Origin of the sequence: Corynebacterium sp. KPL4015 (genome assembly GCF_040225725.1) — a bacterium.
GTDB lineage: Bacteria > Actinomycetota > Actinomycetes > Mycobacteriales > Mycobacteriaceae > Corynebacterium > Corynebacterium rhinophilum.
Genome location: NZ_JBEHGF010000036.1, coordinates 1 through 19,388, shown reverse-complemented (window position 1 = coordinate 19,388; position 19,388 = coordinate 1). Strand labels below are relative to the sequence as shown.

The following is a 19,388-nucleotide window of genomic DNA, read 5'->3' as shown; positions in this document are numbered from 1 at the left end:
GACTGAGTACGCCAACCAATGGCACCACACCCAGGAAGGCACTCAAACCGCCCGGTCTTAAAAACCAGCCCGGCCCATGGACAACCCGCACGGGGCCAGTGTGGCTATCCACAGAAATCCACCTTGTTTGCAGTGTTCGATAGCGTTTAGGCGGGCATGTCGGTCTTTGCGGTCATTGATACCGAAACCACCGGCTTTAACAAGCGCTACGACCGCATCATTGAACTTGCTGCCGTGCGCGCTGACGCATACTTCAATCCCGTCGACTCCTGGCACACATTGCTCAACCCTGACACCAAAGCCGTGTCCACTACTCGGGGGACACCCCGCCCACCTCGGCACTCAACCCTGCTGTGGGGGTTACTCGTAGCGAAGCGAGCTTAGCATCCCGGTTTCCATGTGATAGGCGTTATGGCAGTGAAATGCCCACTCACCGGGGTTGTCAGCGATCAGGTCGGCGATCATGGTTTCACCGTGGCGGAGAAGGACGGTGTCCTTGCGTAGTCCGCCGCTGCCGGGCAGCGCCCACGTGTGGCCGTGGATGTGCATGGGGTGGGGCATCATGGTCCTGTTGCGCATGACCATCCGCAGGCGCTGGCCCTCCTGCACGGTCGCGGAGGAGGATTGGCCGTCGGTGAGAATGCTCCATTCGTACGGCATCATCTGCCCGCCCAGGTCGATGCTGACTTCTCGGTCTGGTGTGTCCTCGGGTAGGAGTACACGGTCTGCTGGCTTCAGGGAGGACAGAAGCAGTCCGGTGGACGACAACTCGGGGAAGTCGACATCGGGGTGGGGGGCTTGGCCGCCGGCGGTGCGGATGACGGCGAAGGCGCGGTCGTCCTTACCCACCGCCAAAGCCGTGAGCGGGAAGATGCCGTCGCCGAGGATGACCTCGACGTCGACACGCTCGCCCATCGACAGGTAGATCGATTCGGTCTCCCTGGGCTGGACGGGGAAGCCGTCGGTGTGGGTGACGGTCATGCGGTGACCACCGAGGGCCACCTTGAAGATGGTGTCACCGCCGGAGTTGATAAACCGCAGGCGGGCCTTGTCGCCCGGGCGAGCCTCGAAGGTCCGGTGAGCACGGGGGATACGTCCGTTGATGAGGTAGTGCGGATACATCACATCGCCGGCATCCCCGCCCAGTACCCGGTCCGGGGTGCCGTGCATCATCTGGCCGTGACCTCCCATTCCCTTCTTCCCGTTATGGTCGCCTGAACCCATTCCGGTGAGCTTGTCGAGCTCATCGTCGGGAGTGCCCTGAATGCCATCGACCCAGTCGTCGAGCACGATGGTCCACTCGACGTCCTGGTCCTCAGCGTCTTGCGGGTCACGGACGATCAGTGGGGCGTGGAGGCCGCGATCAAGCTGCAGGCCGGAGTGGGAATGGTAGAAGTAGGTGCCACTGTGGGGGACTTCAAAAACATAGGAGAAAGACTCGCCAGGTTCAATGGGGTCCTGGGTCATGCCGGGCACACCGTCGGCTGCGTTGTGGAGTGCGATACCATGCCAGTGGATGGAGGTGCTCTCAGGCAGTTCATTGGTGATATCGACCTGGAGGACGTCGCCGGCGGTGGCCTCAATGGCCGCATCCCCGGTGTCAGAGACGTATCCCCACGTCTTGGCTTCGATGCCGCCGATATCCAGAGAGAGGGGCCGGGCGGTCAGTGTCCGGCGCACCGTCGGCTCACCGAGCGCAGTGGGGGTGGGAGTGGGGCGAAGAGAGGAACCTGGTGCCGAGGCAGCGGGTCCAGGGTCGCTGGTGCAGGCGGCCACGGCCCCGGTGCCGGCGAGGACGAGCCCGCCGAGCAGAACCTGTCGTCGGGAAAATCCGTTCATCATGATTTAACCTTCCTTGGTGTTAGATTTCAGTGACACGGGAGACAGGCGCAGGTGAGGACCCTGCTGAGCCATCACGTCAGGTGCAGGTCTGTGACACAGGTGGCACCATCGTCGGCGGTGGAAAACTCCGCGGTGCCGGTACGCCCCTGGTAGCTGACCTCAATCAGGCCGGTGGCATCATCGGGAAGCCAGAAGCCAATAAACCCGTTGTCGAAGGTGGTTGTCGCCTCGTCCACCAGCACCTCACCGGTCGCCTCATCGGTGATCGTGATCTGGATATCCTCATTGTCGAGTTCCCCCAGGCAGGTCGTGAGGCTGTGGTAGAAGCAGTCGTGGGTGGAGGTGAGATAGGGCGCGATCGAAACATACGTCTGATTGTCGGGAAGATCGACCACGACTTCCTGGTCATCGCTCGAGAGCAGCAGTTCATCGGCACGCACTGAAGCGATCAGATCCGTGGGACGCTCAGTGACCTTCTGCCGGTCGAGGTGATCAATGATCTCCACCGCGTCCATGGCGGCCAGGCCATGGGTAGTCAGGAATGTATCCCGGGACACCGTCCCGTCGGCGGTGGGTTCCGAGTCGGCGGCCGAACACCCCGTGAGGGCGAGGGCAAGGGCGGCGGCTGCGATCGCTGCTCGTTTCACGTCAATCTCCTTGGATCGTGGTAAGACCGTGAGAAGACACCGCCTCAAGGTCGATGTCATACCTTTATCTAGCACGGGTGCCTGACGGACTAGAAATCAAAAGCCCTGCTCACAGCCTTATAACAGGGCGAAAAGGGGGTGGATTCGGTGGGCTGGGTCACCACCGGGACACCACCCCACAGCCGTGGGCGATGTCCTTCTACCCGCCCCGGGTATGCGGTGCAGGCAGTGAAATCCCTGGTGGCGCCTGCTGAACCGACCAGGGGAGGCGATGCCACCGGCCCGGGGTGGGGCACAAGGGTGACGGCAGTCGAAGGGTGATGTTTGAAGATTTGATGAAGATTGCCCCGCCGGGCACTGAGCGAGGGTGGTATTCCCCCCTGACCGGAGCAATACTGGGGCCTATGGCTGACCGCACACCGACCACCGCCACGCCCCCGGGGCGGGTGCTGGTCGTCGATGATGAACAACCCCTGGCTCAGATGGTGGCCTCCTACCTCATCAGGGCCGGCTTCGATACCCGCCAGGCTCACACCGGCACCCAGGCCGTGGACGAGGCTCGTCGCTTTTCCCCTGATGTTGTGGTGCTGGATCTGGGGCTGCCCGAACTCGACGGCCTGGAGGTGTGCCGACGGATCCGCACCTTCTCGGACTGCTACATCCTCATGCTCACCGCGCGTGGCAGCGAGGACGACAAGATCAGCGGTTTGACCTTGGGGGCGGATGACTACATCACCAAACCTTTTAGCATCCGGGAACTGGTGACCCGGGTGCATGCGGTGCTGCGCCGCCCGCGCACCAGCACCACCCCACCGCAGGTGACCACCCCCTTGATCGTTGGTGACCTCATCCTTGACCCCGTCGCCCATCAGGTGCGGGTGGGGGAGACGACCGTGGAGCTCACCCGCACGGAGTTCGAGCTGCTGGTTGCCCTGGCCCTGCGCCCCGGCCAGGTGCTGACCCGCCACGACCTGGTCACCGAGGTCTGGGACACCACCTGGGTCGGTGATGAACGCATCGTCGATGTCCACATCGGCAACTTGCGTCGCAAGCTCGGCACCGACACCCGGGGCCGGGGGTTTATCGACACCGTGCGTGGCGTGGGCTACCGGGTGGGGCAACCATGAATCACGGACCCGGCCTGACCTTCCGCTTCCTGGCCGCCCAGGTGTTGGTCGTGGTGATTAGCCTGCTGGTGGCCGCGGCCGTGGCCACGACGGTGGGTCCGACCCTGTTCCATGATCATATGTTGATGACCGGCCAGGAGGACCCCTCGCTGGAGCTGTTCCATGCCGAGCAGGCCTACCGGGGCGCCAACCTGATCACCCTGGCCGTCGCCCTGCCCACCGCCTTGATCAGCGCCCTGCTGGCCAGCCTGTGGTTATCGCGTCGTCTGCGCACCCCCCTGCAGGATCTCACCCGCGCCGCTACCAGCCTGACGGCCGGCAACTCCCGTATCCGCGTGCCCGCCGGAAAAGCAGGCCCCGAGGTCACCACCCTGGCGCATGCCTTCAACACCATGGCCGATCGGCTGGAACACACCGAACAGGTCCGCCGCCAGATGCTCTCTGATCTGGCCCACGAAATGGGCACCCCCTTATCGGTGCTCACGGTCTACCTCGATGGTCTCCAGGACGGGGTCGTGGACTGGAATAATGCCACCCACACGATCATGGCTGACCAACTCACCCGCCTGACCCGGTTGATGGAAGACATCGACGATGTCTCCCGGGCCCAGGAACACCGGATCGATTTGGACCTGGCGGAGGAAGGGCTCGGGGATCTGCTCCATACCGCCGCTGCTGCCGCGGGGGAAGCTTATGCTGACAAAGGCGTCGATTTACAGATCGAGACCATTACAGACACCGCCCGGGCGCTCGTGGACCGGCAACGCTTCGGCCAGGTGATGAGCAATCTCCTTTCGAACGCGCTACGACACACCCCGGCCGGCGGGCAGGTCCGGATCAGCGTCCACCGACAGGGGGCGTCCACCGCACTCATCCACGTCGCCGATGACGGCGAGGGCATCCCGCCTGACCAGCTCAGATACATCTTCGAACGCTTCTACCGGGGGGATGCCGCCCGCAGCCGGGACGACGGCGGGGCCGGTATCGGTCTGACCATCTCCAAGGCATTGATCGAGGCCCACGGCGGCACTCTCACCGCCACCTCCCCCGGACCCGGTCGCGGAGCGGTGTTTGCCCTCCACCTCCCGCTGTCCCCTCCCGACAGTGAAGAGGCTGCTAGGTGACCACACCCTGCCCCGCGTGAGAGCCGCGCCCTCCACCCATTGAAAATATACCCCTGGGGGGTATATGCTAGAGAGTGGCATCGCCGCATCCCACCGACTCGTAGGAGCTTTCCCATGATCACCTCCCCGCCCCGCCTCTTGCCGATGGCCTCCCACGGCTGCAGCTGTTGCGGACCTGCCTCACGTGCCGACACCGCCTCCATCCCTGCCGCCAGCGACTCGTCAGCAGGAGGGTCCTCCCCTAGCTACCAGGTCACCGGCCTGACCTGCGGGCACTGCGCGAAAAGCGTGACCCAGGCCCTTCAGGCCCTCCCCCAGGTCGACGACGTCCAGATTGATCTCGCTGCTGGTGGAGTTTCCACCGTCACGGTCACCGGTGTCGTACCTCCGGAGATGGTTCGCCGGGCCATCGGGGAGGCTGGCTACACCGTCTTATCCTGATCAGTTTTACCCATCATCTCGACCCCGACCGGGTTGAGCGAAAGGAACGTCATGAGCACTCCCCACCATTCGGGTGATCACCATGGTGATCACCCCACTCCGGAAACAGACCACACCCACCACCCGGATCATGCCAGCCACGAACACCACGCAGATGCCGACACCCACGGCCAGGCAATGCCCCACGATCACCCGCATTCCGCCCCGGACGAAGACCACCACGTTCATGGTCACAGCGAACACGCCGGACACAGCACCGCAATGTTTCGGGACCGCTTCTGGTGGTCGCTGATTTTGTCCATTCCCGTCGTTATTTTCAGCCCCATGGTCGCCCACCTGCTTGGCTACCACCTCCCGGCATTCCCCGGATCCACCTGGATCCCCCCGGTGCTGGGCACGATCATCTTCGTCTACGGCGGAACGCCTTTCCTCAAGGGCGGATGGAAAGAACTGAAATCTCGCCAACCCGGGATGATGCTCCTGATCGCCATGGCCATCACCGTGGCGTTTGTCGCCTCCTGGGTCACCACTCTGGAGCTGGGTGGTTTTGACCTGGACTTCTGGTGGGAGCTGGCCCTGCTGGTGACCATCATGCTGCTGGGCCACTGGCTGGAGATGCGCGCTCTCGGGGCCGCGTCCTCCGCGCTTGACGCGCTGGCTGCCCTGCTGCCGGATGAGGCCGAGAAAGTCATCGACGGGACCACCCGCACCGTGGCCATCTCCGAGCTGGTCGTCGACGACGTCGTTCTGGTGAGGGCCGGTGCCCGGGTGCCGGCCGACGGAACCATCCTCGACGGAGCCGCCGAATTCGATGAGGCGATGATCACCGGCGAATCCCGTCCCGTCTTCCGCGACACCGGTGACAAGGTGGTCGCCGGTACTGTGGCCACCAACAACACCGTCCGCATCCGGGTGGAGGCTACCGGCGGGGACACCGCCCTGGCTGGGATCCAACGCATGGTTGCCGACGCCCAGGAGTCCTCCTCCCGGGCCCAGGCCCTGGCGGATCGGGCGGCGGCGTTGTTGTTCTGGTTCGCGCTGATCTCCGCTCTGATCACCGCGGTGGTGTGGACCATCATCGGCAGCCCGGACGATGCCGTGGTGCGCACGGTTACGGTGCTGGTCATCGCTTGCCCGCATGCCCTGGGCCTAGCGATTCCGCTGGTCATTGCGATCTCCAGCGAGCGGGCCGCGAAATCCGGGGTGCTCATCAAGGACCGGATGGCGCTCGAGCGGATGCGCACCATCGACGTGGTGCTCTTCGACAAAACCGGCACCCTGACCGAGGGTGCGCACGCGGTCACCGGTGTCGCGGCAGCTGTCGGCGTCACCGAGGGCGAGCTACTGGCCCTCGCCGCCGCTGCGGAGGCCGACAGCGAGCACCCCGTGGCCCGCGCCATCGTGGCGGCCGCGGCCGCCCATCCCGAGGCCTCCCGTCGGCAAATCCGTGCAACTGGTTTCAGCGCCGCCTCCGGCCGGGGAGTCCGGGCCACTGTCGATGGCGCTGAGATCCTCGTGGGCGGGCCGAACATGCTGCGCGAGTTCAACCTCACCACCCCGGCCGAGCTCACCGACACCACCAGTGCCTGGACCGGGCGTGGGGCCGGTGTGCTCCATATTGTCCGCGACGGTCAGATCATCGGTGCGGTGGCCGTCGAGGACAAGATCCGCCCCGAATCCCGCGCCGCTGTGAAAGCCCTGCAGGAACGCGGGGTGAAGGTCGCGATGATCACCGGCGACGCGCAACAGGTGGCCCAGGCGGTTGGTCAGGACCTAGGCATTGATGAGGTCTTCGCCGAGGTCCTGCCCCAGGACAAAGACACCAAGGTCACGCAGCTGCAGGACCGGGGTGTGAGCGTGGCCATGGTCGGTGACGGTGTCAATGACGCCCCCGCTCTGACCCGCGCGGACGTCGGTATCGCCATTGGTGCCGGCACGGATGTGGCCATGGAATCTGCCGGGGTGGTCCTAGCCAGTGATGACCCGCGGGCAGTGCTGTCGATGATTGAGCTGTCCCAGACCAGCTACCGCAAGATGATCCAGAACCTGATCTGGGCCTCTGGCTACAACATCCTCGCCGTGCCGCTGGCTGCCGGAGTGCTCGCCTCGATCGGGTTCGTGCTGTCCCCGGCCGTGGGCGCGATCTTGATGTCTGCCTCGACCATCGTGGTGGCCCTGAACGCCCAGCTGTTGCGCCGCATTGATCTGGAGCCGGCTCACCTGGCTCCGACCGACGGGAAGGAGGAACACAGTAGGTCGATATCCCCCGTAACCGTTACTGACTGACCTTGTCTCTCGACCCCTAACTCACACCACCTTTGAAAGGAACGCTCATGAAACGCAGCATTACCCTCGCCGCCTTGGTACTGACCTCCACCCTGGCGCTGACCGCCTGCAGCGACGCCACCGACAACTCCGACGATGCCGACACCACCAGCACCACGACGGCAACCGCAGAGACCAACGAGACCCACCAGGAAGACACCACCACTGCCGACGAAGAGCACGGCGGGCACGACCACCCTGCCGACGGCGGGGCACCGCCGGCAGGCATTGAAGAGGCCGAGGATCCCACGTACCCGGTGGGCACCGAGGTCATCCTCACCGCTGACCACATGCCCGGCATGGACGGGGCCACCGCCACCATTTCCGGGGCGTTTGACACCACGACCTATTCGGTCAGCTACACCCCCGCCGAGGGTGGGGCCCCGGTTACCGACCACCGCTGGGTCGTCCATGAGGAGCTCGTCGATCCGGGTCAGGCCCCCCTGCCCGACGGGGCGAGCGTTGTCCTGGATGCCGAGCACATGTCCGGCATGAAGGGTGCTGAGGCCACCATCGATTACTCCACCGAGGAGACGGTCTACATGGTTGATCTCACCGTCGACGGGATGACGATGACCAACCACAAGTGGGTCACCGAGAGCGAGATCCAACCCGCCGAATAGTCCACCCACCCTGAACCGCGAGACCAGACAAGGCACCCGCTCCAGAGTCGGTCATCAATCGCTGCCGACCATGCCGCAGCACACCAGCCACACACGGAACCTGCACGCCCACAGGGCCCACGCTGAGGTAGACCTTCTGTGTCACTGCTTCTCTTAGTCAGGGAAATATGCCCTGGAATGACCCTGGTGACAGGAGTTCATTCCAGGGCTTTGGGTGCTGTTGCAAAGTTGGGGCAGTAGGAAGGGCGACGTGAACTAATCACAGCCATGGGTATTTTCTCGGGTCGTCATTTCCCCCGTGACATTATTCTGTGGGCAGTGGGTGGTACTGCCGCTACGGGGTGAGCTACCGCGATCTGGAGGAAATGATGACCGAGCGGGGCGTGCCGGTTGATCACACCAGGATCTACCGCTGGGTCTAGAAATACGCCCCTGAGCTGGACAAGCAAACACGGTGGTACCGGCAGGTACCTGACTGGCAAGCTAGTTCCTGGCGGGTGGATGAGACCTATATCCGGGTCGGCGGCAGGTGGTGCTACCTCTATCGGGCGATCACCGCCGGTGACCAGACCTTGGAGTTTTACCTCTCTTCGAATCGGAACGTGGCCGCAGCGAAGTGTTTCCTGGCCAAGGCCGTCAGATCCAATGCGTCAGCCGGGTATCCCAGAGTGATCAACGCCGATAAAGCACCCTCCCTAGCCAGGGCAATCGCCGAGTTGAAGTCAGAGGGAATCTGCCCGCCAACAGTGGAACACCGGCAGGTGAAATACCTCAACAACATCCTGGAAGGCGACCATGGTCGGCTGAAGCGGATCCTCGGGCCAAAAGGCGCGTTTAAGAACCGGATATCTGCATATCGGACGTTGAAAGGGATGGAGGCGATGCACTCATTGCGGAAAGGGCAAGGCACGATGTTTGCCTACGGGCAACCGAACCCGGACGCGGTGATCGTCAACCAGGTCTTCGAGACGGCCTAACAACGCCCACACGCAGCGGCCGTCAGGGAATGAGAAACTGAGTCTTCGCTGCTCTCCGCCCAACTTTGCAACAGCACCAATCAAAAGGAGTCCAAATTGTGCAGCCACCCGACGATGACGTCTTCGGCCGCACCTTCGTAGTTGCCGACCCTGATGGAAACCTGTTCCGCGTCAGCCCAGTCGTTTAATTCTTAAATTGGGGTTCAACAACTAGGAAATCCTCCAACAGCCCAAGGAAAACATCTCAGTTGGAGGATTCCAATTGCCCCGAAGCGGGAGCTAAAGCCAGAACGTCAGATCAAAATAACAAGCAAAATGACTTGTTGACACCATCGAAAACAAGAGTTCGACAGAAGAGAGCGGGAGTTAGGATGTAAATTCCCACACTTGCAATCCTCAACCGCCAAAGTTCAGAAAAACAAAGAAACCGAAGGTCACGAACCCTTTCGAGTTTGTTACCTCCGGTCTCGCAGTTTGTTCAACTGCTCATTGTGCCCGGGGCGGGACTTGAACCCGCACGTCCTTATCGAACACTGGCACCTGAAGCCAGCGCGTCTGCCAATTCCGCCACCCGGGCAGGGTGTGGTTGTCAGTGCGACTAGATAAAGATAGCACAGGAAGCACGTGCAATTACAAATCAGCAGGAAAAGCGGATTATTTTGCGCATTTAAAGGCGAAAATCTAGGAACTTTCGCGCCGCCGTCTACGTTTGAAAGGGGTGTACAAACTATAATGGCTACTACTGATCACTACTGATCGCTGTATAGCGGAAAGGAGCAAAATTCGTGGCGTTTTTAGAAAGGCTGGCGAAGCTCGATTCCGCTATGCAACGCGGCCTTGATAACGGCATGGCTTTTGTCTTCGGCGGCAAGGTCGTTCCTGCAGAGATTGATGAGCTTTTGAAGCAAGAAGCCCAGGACAATCTCGGCCACGGGGACGATAACAAGCTCTATAGTCCCAATGTCATGACTGTAGGTGTCTCTTCCAAGGATTTGGAGAACTTGTCGCAAGACCCCGATTTGCCTGCCGATTGCGCAGACCAATTATCTCGCTTTATCCGCAATAACGGATGGTCCCTCGCTGGTCCCGTCATTGTGCGGATTGCGGAGGAATCGGGCCTGCGCACGGGCCAGCTTCGTGTGTCCTCGTTTATAGATCACGAGCCCACAGAAGAGACCGGTTTCGAGGCGATTTTCCACGACTTTGATGGTCAGGAGGACCAGATGACCAACCCGCACGAAAATAATGCGGATGACGCAGCTACTACCGCTTTCATTGCGCAAGATGACCAACCCGCGCCGCAAACGCAGGGCCCCGCAGTCAATTTGATGTTGCAGGATGGCTCTTCCCGCGTCTACCACGTGCAGGAAGGGTCAAATATTATTGGCCGCAGCAATGATGCGGATTTGCGCCTGCCGGATACGGGCGTGTCCCGCCAGCACGCGGAAATCACGTGGAACGGTGAAGATGCCGTGTTGGTGGATTTGCAGTCCACCAATGGCACCACGGTCAATGACACTCCCATTGATAACTGGCTGCTTGCCGATGGCGACGTGATCACCATGGGCCATTCCCACGTCGAGGTCCGCATTACGGGCCTTGATTCGCATAGTTACTAATTCACACTGAGGAAGGGAGGCCGCCATGGATGCAGTCATCATGCTGGCGCTTCGCATCGGCTTATTGGCTCTTTTGTGGGTATTTGTCCTGGTGGCCTTGAATGCCATGCGGCGGGATACCAATAAATCCGCAGGTGCTATGCCACAGCCGTCGAAAATGGGTGCGTCCCCACGCAGTCACGCTGCGGTGAAGCAGCTTTCTATTGTGGAAGGCCCTTTGCAGGGATCCCACATGAATTTGGGCACGCTCGAGGAATGCACCTTGGGCCGCGCCGCTGACTGTGATTTTGTCACTGGGGATGATTACTCTTCCGGCCATCATGCACGCCTATTTCGCCGCGGCAGCGAGTGGGTAGTGGAGGATTTGGAATCTCGCAACGGAACCCTCGTCAATGGTGTGCGCATCGACCAACCTGAGGTAGTCGGCGCGAACTCCGAGATTAAGCTAGGCCGCACTACCGTGAGGTTGAACGCATGACACTGAAGCTAAACTTTTTTGCCAAGTCGGACCGCGGGCTTATCCGCGGTAATAATGAGGACTCCGGTTACGCCGGATCCCACCTGCTGATTTTGGCCGATGGCATGGGCGGACATGCCGCAGGTGAGGTCGCCTCCCAACTCATGGTCAACCACCTCGAAATCCTAGATCAGGATCCGGGTAAGGAGGACACGGAGGCACTCCTTGCAGCTGCTGCCAATGACGCCAATGAAGCCATCAGCGAGCACATCACCGCCCACCCGGAGACTGAAGGTATGGGCACGACGCTGTCCACGATGCTGTTCAATGGCACGACCTTTGGTGTCTGCCATGTGGGTGATTCGCGCGCTTATTTGCTGCGCGATGGCAAGCTCGAGCAAATCACCAAGGATGATACCTATGTGCAATCCTTGGTGGATAAGGGCGAGCTGGCTGCAGAAGATGTTTCTTCCCACCCACAAAAGTCCCTCATCTTGAAGGCCTATACCGGCCGTTCGGTGGAGCCGACGCTCTTCACGTTCGAAGCCAAGGCGGGTGACCGCATCCTGCTGTGCTCGGATGGGCTTTCGGACCCAGTTACCGCTTCCACGATTGAGACTGCCCTTGGCCAGGGAAGCATCGAACAGGCGGGGTCCACCCTCGTGGATCTCGCTATTCGTTCGGGCGGACCGGACAATGTCACCGTCGTCATCGCCGAGGTCACGGAAGAAAAACCCGCCACCCACGAGCCGTTCCGCGTTGGTGCTCTTGCAGGTTCGGTAGAAGAGCCCACGCACCCGGATTCCTCGGCGTCACGCGCCGCGAAACTCACCCGTAAACCCCAGGTGATTCCGCCGGCCGTCATGGCCGATGAAGACAATGCGGCTAAGGACTCCGATGAAGAAGAGGCAGAAGACGAGCCCCCTCGACGAAAAATTGGGTGGAAGGTCCTCATCGCCCTCATCATCATCTTGGCGCTCGTTATTGGCGCAGGGCTGTGGGTAAAGAATTTCTTGTCCAATAACTATTACGCCGAGACCAACGACGCACAAGAAATCACTGTCCTCAAAGGCGCGGATTATTCCTTATTTGGCAAGGATTTAAGCTCCACTCACCAATACGTGTGCATTAATGACCAGAACTCCTTGCTGTTTTCTGCCCAGAAGTGCAAGGGGGACTTCACCCCGTTGAAGGTCTCTGATCTGCCTGAGTCTGAGCGCGGCGCGGTCAATCATATTTCTGCCGGTGACCTGAGCGAGGTTCAGGATCAGATTAATGACTTGGGTGAAAAGGCACTCAAGCCATGTATCACTGCGCCGAGCCAAAAAGATAATAAAGACACCAAGGAAAACAAACCTGGGGTCACTTGTAGGGAGGTGTAGCTGATGCAGAAGTTTTTTAGCCGGAGAATCGAACTCGGCCTCCTTATTCTCGCCGCGGTCGTCTTTGCCATTACCTTGGTCAGTTTGGAGCTGTCGCAGGATAATGCGCTCACGACGGACTTGATCTACCTCATCGGTGGATTCATTGGTGTCTTTACCATTGCGCACTTGGCAATGTGCTTCTTGGCACCCTACGCGGACCAGGTCATGTTGCCTATCGTGGCCATCCTTAATGGCATTGGGCTTATCGTTTTGGCCCGCTTGGATTTGGTCAATGATCGGGGTCTCGCGGTTCGCCAGGTGATGTGGACCGTCGTTGGCTTGGTGCTCTTTGTGCTGGTCCTGGCGGTTGTCAAGGACCATCGCTCACTCACCCGCTACTCCTATATCTTAGGCGCAGCCGGCCTCGTACTGTTGGCGCTGCCATTGGTGTGGCCACAACCTGATGGCGTTGAGGCGCGCATTTGGCTGAACTTCGGGCCATTTTCCATCCAGCCGGGTGAGTTCTCCAAGATCATGCTGATCTTATTCTTTGCCATGCTGCTAACGCAGAAGCGATCCCTTTTTACCGTGGCTGGCTATCGTTTCTTGGGAATTTCCCTGCCCCGCTTGCGCGACCTCGCCCCCATTCTCATTGTGTGGGCCATCGCCATTATCATCATGGGAATTTCCAATGACTTTGGTCCGGCGCTGCTGCTCTTCAGCACGGTGCTGGGCATGCTATTTATGGCTACCGGCCGGGTCAGTTGGCTTTTTATTGGCCTCGTCCTCGTTGGTATCGGCGGCTTTGGCATTTACCAGGTATCCGAAAAGATTCAGCAGCGTTTTTCCAACTTCATGGACCCGCTGGCTAACTATGACAACACTGGATACCAATTGGCCCAGTCCCTTTTTGGTATGTCCTCTGGCGGTATTTCCGGCAGCGGCTTGGGCCAAGGACACCCCGAATTGGTTCCGGTGGCGCACTCAGACTTTATCCTCGCCGCCATCGGTGAGGAATTGGGCCTGATTGGTCTAGCTGCCGTTCTGGTCCTCTTTGGCATGTTGGTTACCCGCGGATTCAATACCGCGTTGCGTACCCGCGATACGTACGGCAAACTGGTCGCTTCAGGCCTTTCTCTTACTTTGGCGGTACAGGCCTTCGTCGTCACCGGTGGCATTTCCGCCCTGCTGCCGATGACCGGCTTGACCACTCCTTTCATGTCCGCCGGTGGTTCCTCTCTCATGGCTAACTATGTACTGTTGGCGATTTTGCTGCGGATCTCTAACGCAGCACGCCGACCCATGCAGGAGAACTCGAGCAACGCTCCGAGTGACACCTCCATGTTCCCGTCGGTTCAGGAGGCTTACCGATGAACAAATCCATCCGCCTAGTATCCCTATTTGCCATCATCTTGACCGCGGTTCTGTTGGTGAACCTGACGGTCATTCAGGCATTTTCGGATGATAAATACGCACATAATGCTAAGAACTCGCGCGGGTTTATAGAATTGCAGACCACCCCGCGCGGACAGATCTATTCCGGCAATACAGTGCTGGCGCAATCCACGGAAAATCCTGATGAGACCTACTCCCGGTCTTATCCCATCGATTCGCCCGCTTTTGGCAATCTCACCGGCTATTTGTCCAGCCAATTTGGTGCTTCGGAATTGGAATCTTCGCAGAACGAAATTCTCAATGGCACGGACGATTCCCTGTTCAAACAGCACTGGCTGGATACCATCGCGAATAAGCCCACCAAGGGAGCCAATGTAGAAGTCACCATCGATCCGGCATTGCAGCAGGCCGCGTATGACCAGTTGGCGGGCCCTGGGTACGAAGGATCGGCTGTTGCCATCCAGCCGTCGACGGGCAAGGTTCTGGCCATGGCTTCCAACCCGGGCTTTAACCCAAATTCATTGGTGGGCGAGTCCGCTGAGGAGGCTTGGGCAGGTTTGCAGGAACAGGCCGGTCAGCCACTGGTCAACCATGCAGCGGCGGATACCTTGCCGCCGGGATCTATTTTCAAGATCATTACGACTGCGGCCGGATTGAATAATGGATACAATCCCTCGTCGAGCCTGACCGGTGCCAACGTGATTACCTTGCCTGATACCGTCACGGAACTGACGAACTACGGCAATGAAAAGTGCAATGGCCAGGATTCCGTGACTCTGCAGACCGCCTTCGCGCTGTCGTGTAATACCGCATTTGTGCAGATGTCTGAGCAGATCGGCGCGGATGAGCTGCGCAAGTACGCGGATGCTTTCGGCATCGGCAAGAAATATGACTTGGGTGTCTCTTCTTCCGCAGGCACCTTGGGAGACCTGCCGGATGGTGCGGCGACGGCGCAATCAGCCATCGGCCAGCGCGATGTCACCATGAGTGCGCTGCAGGCGGCAGTCATGGCCGGAACCGTGGCCAATAAGGGCACGCGCATGGAGCCTTACCTAGTCAATCGCATTACCGATGCCCAGATGAAGGAAATCCGCACCACCAAGCCCAAGAAGGCCGGCGAGGCCGTCACGGAAGAGACCGCATCGACCATTCGGGACTTGATGTTTGCCTCCGAGCGTTCTTCGTGGGGCTACGACGGCAATGGCTTTGCATCCAAGACCGGTACCGCCGAGCACGGCGAAGGCCTGGCTCCGCACGTGTGGTACGTCGCCTTTGACCCGGACCGCGATATTGCCGTCGGGGTCGTCGTCAAGAATGGCGGTAACTTGGGCGAATCCGCGACGGGCGGCCGAGTCTCTGGCCCAATTGGTCGTGCCATCTTGAGCGCATACCAGGGGGAACAGTAATGAAGAATACCGAGAACAAAGACCATCTCCAGGAACTCATCGGCAGCGACTACGAGCTGCAGTGGATCATTGGCCACGGCGGCATGTCCACGGTGTGGCTTGCCGATGACACTCGTAATGACCGCGAAGTAGCCATCAAGGTGTTGCGGCCGGAATTTTCTGATAACCAGGAATTCCTCTCCCGCTTCCGCAATGAAGCGGAATCCGCTGAATCTATCCAGTCCGATAACGTGGTGGCCACGTATGACTACCGCGAGCTGGAAGATAATGGCCGCAAATTCTGCTTCATGGCCTTGGAATACGTGCGGGGCGAATCCCTCGCGGACCTGCTCGCGCGCGAGAACACCTTGCAGGAAGAACTCGCCCTGGACGTGCTTGAGCAAGCGGGTCACGGTCTATCCATTATCCACCGGATGGGCTTGGTGCACCGCGATATTAAGCCCGGCAACCTGATGATTACCCAAAATGGGCAGGTGAAAATTACGGACTTTGGCATCGCCAAGGCCGCCGCCGCGGTACCGCTCACGCGCACCGGCATGGTGGTGGGTACTGCCCAGTACGTTTCGCCTGAGCAAGCGCAGGGCAAGGAAGTCTCCCCCGCCTCTGATATCTATTCGCTCGGCGTCGTTGGTTACGAGATGCTCGGCGGCAAGCGCCCCTTTTCGGGTGATTCCTCCGTATCCATTGCTCTTGCCCACATCAACCAAGAGCCTGAACCGCTGTCGACCACGATTAGCGCCCCGGCGCGCGAGCTCATTCGTATCGCGCTGCGCAAGGATCCCAATACCCGCTATGCCGATGGCAATGAATTTACGGTCGCGGTATCCGATGTGCGCCTGGGCAAGCGCCCGCCGCAGCCCAAATCCATTCCGCCCCACCAGCAGGCTCCAGAGCCTTCGCCCTCGGCATCGACGGAGATGCTTGCCGATGTCGCCCAGCCCACCACCATTCATCCGGCGGCGGGGACGGCGGCGAGTGCTGCCGCGCCGCAACGTAAGGTAGCACCAGCCCCGGACAATGATTCGAAGGGCGGGAAGTCTTTCCTTAAAGGCCTGGGTATCGTCGCGGCCATCGCCCTGCTTGCCGCGGCCGGCTACGCCATCATGAACCTCATGAGTAGCGAGAGCGGCGACAGCGATCCTTCGTCTACCCAGGAAACTTCCGTGGTTACCGAATACCGGGATCCCACGACCACGCAGGTAGAAACCCTGGAGGAAGAAGATACTAATGAGACGCCGCAGGAAGTGACGGTAACGGAGACGGAGCCTACGGATCGGGAGGGCAACCAGGCGCCGCGCGATAATCACCGGCAGCCGCAGACCCCGAACCAGCAGGCCCCGACGCGAAACCAGCAGGCCCCGAATACCCCGACGCAGCAGCGTCAGCCCCAGCAGCCGCAGGTCGAAAACACACCTGAGCAGAAAAACACAGTAAACTCACAGCCCGATGAACTCCCTGGGGATTTATCTGATTTATTAAGACAGGATGGTGACTAAGCCATGGTCAATGACCGGTACCGGCTCGGTGAGATCATCGGCTCCGGCGGCATGTCCGAGGTATTTGCCGCAGAGGACACCACTTTAGGCCGGCAAGTAGCGGTAAAAATGCTGCGCACGGAGATGGCTCGCGATATCAACTTCCGCGAGCGCTTCTACCGCGAGGCGCAGAACTCGGGCAAGCTAAACCATCCCAATATCGTCGCGGTCTATGACACCGGCGAGACCGAGATGGACGGCATGACCATACCGTATATCGTCATGGAGAAGGTCAACGGGGCCACGCTGCGCGATATTATTCGCGAAGATGGCCCGCTGCCCGCCCAAGAAGCGGCGGAGATCCTCAAGCCGGTCGCGGAGGCCTTGCAGGCATCCCATGAGGCGGGAATCATTCACCGCGATATCAAGCCGGCGAATATCATGCTCACCAATACTGGCCAGGTGAAGGTGATGGACTTTGGCATCGCCCGTGCATTGGATGATTCGACCTCGGCGATGACCCAAACTTCTGCCGTTATCGGTACCGCCCAGTACCTTTCCCCGGAGCAGGCGCGCGGCAAAAACGCCGATGCGCGTTCTGATGTCTATGCGCTGGGCTGCGTCATGTACGAGGTACTCACCGGCCGCACCCCGTTCGAAGGCGAAACCCCCTTTGCCGTGGCTTACCAGCATGTGCAGGAGGAACCGACCCCGCCTTCGGAGCTTATCGATGACCCCTCGTTGACCCCCACCCAACGGGTCAATATCGATGCAGTGGTACTGACCGCGATGGCCAAGCACCCCGCAGACCGCTATCAGTCCGCCTGGGAGATGGCCGGCGATTTGGATCGTCTGCGCACGGGCCAAGTCACCGAGGCCGCCCGCATGCACGTCAACGAGGACGATGCCACGACGGCGATGCCCGCCCCGGCCACCGCTACTGCTACATCCCACCGGGCACCGATCGAATCGACGCGTCCTACCGGAGCACCCGAAGAGGATGAAGGCGGCGGTTGGATGAAATGGCTCGCGCTGCTCCTCGTCGCGCTGTTGGTCGCCATCTTGGGCTATTTTGCCTGGGATTTCTGGAGCAGCGACGATGAAAAGAATAGGAGTGGCCGTGACCAAACCGAGGTAGCGGAGCACAATAGCGTCATCGTGCCGGAGGTAGAAAACCGCCCGCGCAATGAAGTGGTCAAAGAGCTCGAGGACTTGGGGCTTCTCGTCACCGTGAACGAAGAGGCTAACCCGGATATCGACCGCAATAATGCGATTCGCATCAATCCGGCCCCTGGCTCGGAATTGCAGAAGAATGCCTCGGTGACCCTGACCGTTTCTTCCGGCAAGGAAATCATCGATGTCCCCGATATCACCGGCATGAACCTGGATCAGGCGGCGCAGGTCTTGGAAGAGGCCGGCCTGGAGCTGAACTCGGATATTTCTGAGCGCAATGATGAGGCCCCCGCCGGCGAGGTAATCCAGCAGAACCCCGCGGGTGGTACGCAATTGTCCAAGGGCTCGAAGGTCCGGGTGACGGTGTCTAAGGGCATCGAAAAGAAGCGCGTTCCTGATGTTTCCGGCTTGAACGAAGAGGATGCGCGCAGCCGCCTTGAAGCCAGTGACTTCGATGTCAATGTCCGCGAAGTAGATTCCCTAGAGCCAGAAGGCACCGTGCTGAACGTCTCCAACCAGGGCGCGCAGCTGGAAAAGGGCCAGACTGTCACCATTGAGGTATCCAATGGGATGCTCATGAAGGCACCCGAGGTCATGCACAAGAATCAAGGACAAGCCGAAAATGCACTGCGCCAGGCGGGCTGGGATGGCCAGCTGCGCGTGGGCGAGCCAATTCCTACCGGCGCCTTGGTTGATAGCAATAAGATCGGTTGGGCGTCCATTAATCCTGGCGATACCATCCGCAAGGATCAGGACGTGGAGGTTCGCATCTGGAAATTCGAAGCCTCGGCGCTACTGCCGTAACCATCGCTGCTGGTATCGTAATTCATCAGTAAGCACTGAGATAAGAACTGAAATCTAGAGAAGGTCTCTTATGCCAAAGTCAAAGATCACCCAGAGCTCTGCCACCCAGGTATCGAGCTCTGCCGGGGCGAACCGCACCCCAGTCAAAATCAACTCTGAAGGCACCCCGAAGTGGTACGTGGCCATCATGCTTGGCCTGATGATCCTCGGCCTGCTGTGGCTCGTGGTCAATTACCTCGCCGGTGAATCCATCCCCTTCATGGCGGAGCTCGGCGGTTGGAACTACGGGATTGGCTTCGGCCTCGCCCTTATTGGCCTGCTCATGACCATGGGCTGGCGTTAGGCCTAGACCGCAGCCAAAAAGAAATCCTCGCCGCCCACCGCAAGGATGAAGTGTTCCAGGTTTGTTCCGTTTGAGTAGATGGGAAAATCTGGAACATGCCAAGAAAATTTGACCAGGATGCCAAGGACCGCCTAGTCCGTCTCGTGGAAAACCGCATCGTGGCGGAAAAGAGAGTGTCTGATGGTTTGTGTGTGGGAACCCAACCCGCATAAGGAGATGAACCAGAATGACTACTATGGCGAGACG

At 60.0% G+C, this 19,388-nt stretch carries 17 protein-coding genes, 1 tRNA gene and 1 pseudogene; 16 read left to right on the top strand and 3 right to left on the bottom strand.

From position 1 onward, the window contains the following. Positions 1 to 156 precede the first annotated feature (156 nt). On the top strand, positions 157 to 384 hold the full coding sequence (locus ABRP64_RS10925) for a 3'-5' exonuclease (protein ID WP_349866444.1): 228 nt from the start codon (positions 157 to 159) through the stop codon (positions 382 to 384). Here the strand turns inward: ABRP64_RS10925 and ABRP64_RS10920 are convergent. Together ABRP64_RS10920 and ABRP64_RS10915 are read right to left on the bottom strand one after the other, a co-directional pair. Continuing rightward, positions 361 to 1,842, bottom strand: a complete 1,482-nt coding sequence (locus ABRP64_RS10920) for a multicopper oxidase family protein (protein ID WP_349866442.1) — start codon at positions 1,840 to 1,842, stop codon at positions 361 to 363. The two genes, ABRP64_RS10925 and ABRP64_RS10920, sit on opposite strands and share 24 nt — an antisense overlap. A 71-nt stretch (positions 1,843 to 1,913) precedes the next feature. After that, complete coding sequence (locus tag ABRP64_RS10915; RefSeq protein WP_349866440.1) at positions 1,914 to 2,489, bottom strand: CueP family metal-binding protein; 576 nt, start codon at positions 2,487 to 2,489, stop codon at positions 1,914 to 1,916. 404 nt (positions 2,490 to 2,893) lie between these two features. Between ABRP64_RS10915 and copR the strand changes: the two genes are divergently transcribed. The 7 genes and pseudogenes from copR (at position 2,894) to ABRP64_RS10880 (ending at position 9,294) form a co-directional block, all read left to right on the top strand. Then, positions 2,894 to 3,616 (top strand): two-component system response regulator CopR, encoded by a 723-nt coding sequence (copR, locus tag ABRP64_RS10910; RefSeq protein ID WP_003859491.1) that lies wholly within the window; start codon positions 2,894 to 2,896, stop codon positions 3,614 to 3,616. After that, the gene (gene copS, locus ABRP64_RS10905; RefSeq protein ID WP_349866438.1) at positions 3,613 to 4,740 is read left to right on the top strand and encodes a two-component system sensor histidine kinase CopS; all 1,128 of its coding nucleotides are present in this window, start codon (positions 3,613 to 3,615) and stop codon (positions 4,738 to 4,740) included. The genes copR and copS overlap by 4 nt, the downstream gene beginning before the upstream one ends. 114 nt (positions 4,741 to 4,854) lie before the next feature. Continuing rightward, positions 4,855 to 5,181: a heavy-metal-associated domain-containing protein gene (locus tag ABRP64_RS10900; RefSeq protein ID WP_349866436.1), complete on the top strand. Its 327-nt coding sequence runs from the start codon at positions 4,855 to 4,857 to the stop codon at positions 5,179 to 5,181. A 51-nt stretch (positions 5,182 to 5,232) separates the two neighbouring features. Then, a complete protein-coding gene (locus tag ABRP64_RS10895) occupies positions 5,233 to 7,467 on the top strand; it encodes a copper-translocating P-type ATPase (RefSeq protein WP_349866434.1) in 2,235 nt (744 codons plus the stop codon). 47 nt (positions 7,468 to 7,514) lie between these two features. Continuing rightward, a complete protein-coding gene (locus tag ABRP64_RS10890) occupies positions 7,515 to 8,129 on the top strand; it encodes a YdhK family protein (RefSeq protein WP_005276111.1) in 615 nt (204 codons plus the stop codon). A 267-nt stretch (positions 8,130 to 8,396) separates the two neighbouring features. Then, a pseudogene (locus ABRP64_RS10885) lies at positions 8,397 to 9,106 on the top strand (IS6 family transposase). A gap of 65 nt (positions 9,107 to 9,171) precedes the next feature. Beyond that, complete coding sequence (locus ABRP64_RS10880) at positions 9,172 to 9,294, top strand: VOC family protein (RefSeq protein ID WP_005276107.1); 123 nt, start codon at positions 9,172 to 9,174, stop codon at positions 9,292 to 9,294. A gap of 304 nt (positions 9,295 to 9,598) precedes the next feature. Here ABRP64_RS10880 and ABRP64_RS10875 read toward each other — a convergent pair. Then, positions 9,599 to 9,683, bottom strand: a tRNA-Leu gene (locus ABRP64_RS10875). Positions 9,684 to 9,891: 208 nt separating this feature from the next. Here ABRP64_RS10875 and ABRP64_RS10870 point away from each other — a divergent pair. The 8 genes from ABRP64_RS10870 (at position 9,892) to crgA (ending at position 19,142) form a co-directional block, all read left to right on the top strand. Continuing rightward, on the top strand, positions 9,892 to 10,725 hold the full coding sequence (locus tag ABRP64_RS10870; RefSeq protein ID WP_284770854.1) for an FHA domain-containing protein: 834 nt from the start codon (positions 9,892 to 9,894) through the stop codon (positions 10,723 to 10,725). A 25-nt stretch (positions 10,726 to 10,750) separates the two neighbouring features. After that, complete coding sequence (locus tag ABRP64_RS10865) at positions 10,751 to 11,203, top strand: FHA domain-containing protein FhaB/FipA (RefSeq protein WP_005276102.1); 453 nt, start codon at positions 10,751 to 10,753, stop codon at positions 11,201 to 11,203. Continuing rightward, positions 11,200 to 12,564, top strand: a complete 1,365-nt coding sequence (locus ABRP64_RS10860) for a PP2C family protein-serine/threonine phosphatase (RefSeq protein WP_349866432.1) — start codon at positions 11,200 to 11,202, stop codon at positions 12,562 to 12,564. The genes ABRP64_RS10865 and ABRP64_RS10860 overlap by 4 nt, the downstream gene beginning before the upstream one ends. 3 nt (positions 12,565 to 12,567) lie before the next feature. Continuing rightward, positions 12,568 to 13,920, top strand: coding sequence for an FtsW/RodA/SpoVE family cell cycle protein (locus ABRP64_RS10855; protein ID WP_349866430.1), 1,353 nt, complete (start codon positions 12,568 to 12,570; stop codon positions 13,918 to 13,920). Continuing rightward, positions 13,917 to 15,347, top strand: a complete 1,431-nt coding sequence (locus ABRP64_RS10850; RefSeq protein WP_284770851.1) for a penicillin-binding transpeptidase domain-containing protein — start codon at positions 13,917 to 13,919, stop codon at positions 15,345 to 15,347. The genes ABRP64_RS10855 and ABRP64_RS10850 overlap by 4 nt, the downstream gene beginning before the upstream one ends. Next, on the top strand, positions 15,347 to 16,843 hold the full coding sequence (locus tag ABRP64_RS10845; protein ID WP_284770850.1) for a serine/threonine-protein kinase: 1,497 nt from the start codon (positions 15,347 to 15,349) through the stop codon (positions 16,841 to 16,843). The genes ABRP64_RS10850 and ABRP64_RS10845 overlap by 1 nt, the downstream gene beginning before the upstream one ends. Positions 16,844 to 16,846: 3 nt before the next feature. Then, positions 16,847 to 18,799, top strand: coding sequence for a Stk1 family PASTA domain-containing Ser/Thr kinase (pknB, locus tag ABRP64_RS10840; protein ID WP_349866428.1), 1,953 nt, complete (start codon positions 16,847 to 16,849; stop codon positions 18,797 to 18,799). Between the two features lie 70 nt (positions 18,800 to 18,869). Further along, positions 18,870 to 19,142, top strand: coding sequence for a cell division protein CrgA (crgA, locus tag ABRP64_RS10835; RefSeq protein WP_284854117.1), 273 nt, complete (start codon positions 18,870 to 18,872; stop codon positions 19,140 to 19,142). Positions 19,143 to 19,388 lie beyond the last annotated feature (246 nt).